Below are 3,212 nucleotides of genomic sequence, written 5' to 3'. Positions count from 1 at the left end.
AAGAGTTAGTACAAATTATTAACGTGTAAAGGCAATAATCGTAATATAATTTTGTTTAGTGTATATTTGTAGTTCAACTTATTTTATGAAAAAAGTAGTTTCCTATTTATTTTTATGTTTTTCATTGCTTTCTTTTTCGCAACAGAAATTATGGAAAGGCTATTTTTCATACAATGAAATTACAGATGTTTGTATTTCTGACCAAAAGGTATATTCCAGCACAAAAAATTCTGTTTTTAATAAAGACGTTTCCTCAAATATTTTAACCACTTTTACTTCAATAAACGACGTAAAACCAGATGAAATTACCGCTATTTTACATACGTCAAATAATTATACTTTAATTGGAAATAAAAATGGTTTAATAATTCTTATAAAACCTGATGGCACCACATTAAACAAAGTAGATATTATTACCGATGTGCCTGTGCCAGCCAACAGTAAAAAAATTAACGATTTTTACGAACATAACGGAAAAGTTTACGTGGCAACACAATACGGAATAACCGTAATTAAGTTATCTAATTTTGAAATTGAAAGCAGTTTTTATATTGGAAATTCAGGTGAATTTATAGATGTTTTACAAACTACAGTATTTAATAATGAATTTTTTGCAGTAACTCGAACACAAGGCATAAAAAAAGCAAGTTTAACGAATCCTTTTTTATACGATTTTTCGCAATGGTCGGTTTTTAATCTGGGAAACTGGACAAGTATTGTAACGTTCAATAATCAGCTTGTTGTCACAGACACAACTACTAATATTTATAAATTTGTTGGAAATACACCACAAGTTTTTAGCACACATTACACGGTTCCACTAAAGCTAAGAACCGATGGCGAATATTTAACTTTTACAGGTCAGTATCAAGTAAATGTGTATAATAGTAGTTTGACACTTATAGCATCTACATTTCAAGTAACCGGTGTTTCAGAACTACTTACTTGTGCCATAACTAAAAACGATAAATTATATATTGGAACAGCAAAAAATGGATTATATGAATCGCCTTTAAACAGTAATTTAGTTTTTACCAACATTTCACCAAACGGACCTATTGAAGATTTGGCTTTTAAAGTAACCAAAACCAATAACGATATATGGTTAACTCACGGAAGTTATGACAGAACCTACACGCCAGATTATAAATTACAAGGAATAAGTATTTTTAATTCCAATACGGGTTGGAATAAAATCCCAAGCACCGAAGTAGCAGGCGCAATAACTTTAGCAGCTATAGTTGAAAACCCAAGAAATAGCAGTGAAGTTTTTGTAGCTTCTGGACAAAGCGGTTTATTGAAATTTACTAATAAAACAAATCCCTTTTTATTCAATCAAACCAATTTTTTAGAATCTGTAACGCTGCCGCCACCAAACCAAAACTACGTCTCGGTGCGAATTAACGGAATGAAATACGACAAAGATGGTAATTTATGGCTTACAAATGCTTTAGTAGACAACGGGCTAAAAGTCCTAAAAAATGGTAATACTTGGCAGTCGTATAATTTAAGTGCAGTAATTCAAAATCCAACCGCTTTGCATTATGGCAATATAGACATTGATAAAAACGGAACAAAATGGACCGCTACGTATGGTGGAGGTGTACTTGCTTTTAATGAAAAATACAATAATAAATTTATAATCATTAACGAAGAAAACGGGAATTTACCCAATAATGATGTGCGATGTGTGGCGGTGGATAACAAAAACCAACTTTGGATTGGAACGTTTAAAGGGTTACGAATTTTAAATAGCGTAGACAGATTTATTTCCGAAACAGCATTAACAACAACGAACATTGTCATTCAGGATGGCGATTTAGCTCAAGAATTATTTTACCAACAAGTAATTCAGGATATTAAAGTAGATGGCGCCAACAACAAATGGGTAGCTATTGCAGACGCGGGCGTTTTTCAGGTTAGTGCAAATGGACAAATTACGTTACGAAGATTTACAAAAGATAATTCACCTTTACCCAGCAATAATGTGTTAGATATTGAAATTGATGAGGTTTCAGGCGAAGTGTTTTTTGCTACAGATAAAGGATTGGTTTCTTTTTTAGGTTCTGCCACAAGAGGAGACGACGATTTACAAAACGTGTACATATATCCAAATCCGGTTCGACCAGAATATTCAGGAACAGTAAAAATATCTGGGTTGATGGACAAAGTAAATTTAAAAATCACAGACATTGAAGGGAATTTGGTTTTTGAAACCACATCTTCTGGTGGAACGGTAGAATGGGATACTACTGCGTTTGGAAAATACAAAGTAGCTTCTGGCGTATATATGGTTTTTGTTTCGTCAAGCGATGCAGCTGAAACTACGGTAAAAAAAATAATGGTCATTCGATAATGCAAACAAAAACCAAAGCCATTGTTTTAAGCGCTATTAAGTACCAAGAAAAAAGTTTAATTGTAAAATGCTTTACCCAATCAGACGGGTTGAAATCTTATTTTATACCAAGTGCCTTTTCTTCCAAAAAGTCCAATCAAAAAATAGCGTATTTTCAACCATTCAACCTTTTGGAAATAGAAGCCAACCATAAAAATAAAGGCACTTTAGAGCACTTTAAAGAAGTAAAAATCGCCTACAATTATCAAAATATAAATACGGATATTGTAAAAAGCGCAATAGTTTTTTTCTTATCAGAAGTTGTAAATAATAGTGTTTTTGAAGAAGAAAAAAACGAGAATTTATTTTCATTTTTAGAAACGTCTTTGTTGTGGTTAGATGCGAATGATTCAGTTTCCAATTTTCATTTGATTTTCCTTTTAGAACTCACAAAATTTTTAGGATTTTATCCGCAAATACAAGAAACAGATTTTGCCTATTTTGAAATGATTGACGGTGTTTTTTCTCCATTTCAAGGCACAAGTTGCCTAAACGCACACGAAACGAATTTGCTTAAAAAAGCTTTACGATTAAGATATGACGACAATCAAAAAGTATTTGCAGGAACAGAGCGACAAATACTATTAAAAATCCTTTTGGATTATTATTCCATTCATTTAGATGGCTTCAAAAAACCAAAATCGTTAGATGTCTTAAAAGAAGTTTTTTCTTAACGCACAACTTTTACCTTTTACCTTTTGCCTTTTACCTATAAATCATTACTTTCGCAAATTGATTTAAGTAAGCGACAAAATGAGTACAAAATTTACTGAATACAAAGGACTTGACTTGCCCACAGTGGCATCAGAAGTTCTTG

Annotated in this window: 2 protein-coding genes; both read left to right on the top strand. The window is 32.2% G+C overall.

The genetic code is table 11. The features are described from left to right. Positions 1-85: 85 nt before the first annotated feature. Positions 86-2,356 (top strand): two-component regulator propeller domain-containing protein, encoded by a 2,271-nt coding sequence (locus tag ACIQ16_RS10040; RefSeq protein WP_396151151.1) that lies wholly within the window; start codon positions 86-88, stop codon positions 2,354-2,356. Beyond that, positions 2,356-3,069, top strand: a complete 714-nt coding sequence (gene recO, locus ACIQ16_RS10035; protein ID WP_396151149.1) for a DNA repair protein RecO — start codon at positions 2,356-2,358, stop codon at positions 3,067-3,069. Before ACIQ16_RS10040 ends, recO begins: the two co-directional genes overlap by 1 nt. The last annotated feature ends 143 nt before the right edge of the window (positions 3,070-3,212 follow it).

The sequence above is a fragment of the Flavobacterium sp. genome (assembly GCF_044360715.1).
GTDB lineage: Bacteria > Bacteroidota > Bacteroidia > Flavobacteriales > Flavobacteriaceae > Flavobacterium.
Note: the sequence above shows the minus strand (reverse complement) of the source record. Positions and strands in the feature narration are given on the sequence as shown.

Coding starts and splice junctions, on each gene's coding strand:
- ACIQ16_RS10040 (WP_396151151.1), top strand. CDS start 86: ATGAAAAAAGTAGTTTCCTATTTATTTTTATGTTTTTCATTGCTTTCT.
- recO (WP_396151149.1), top strand. CDS start 2,356: ATGCAAACAAAAACCAAAGCCATTGTTTTAAGCGCTATTAAGTACCAA.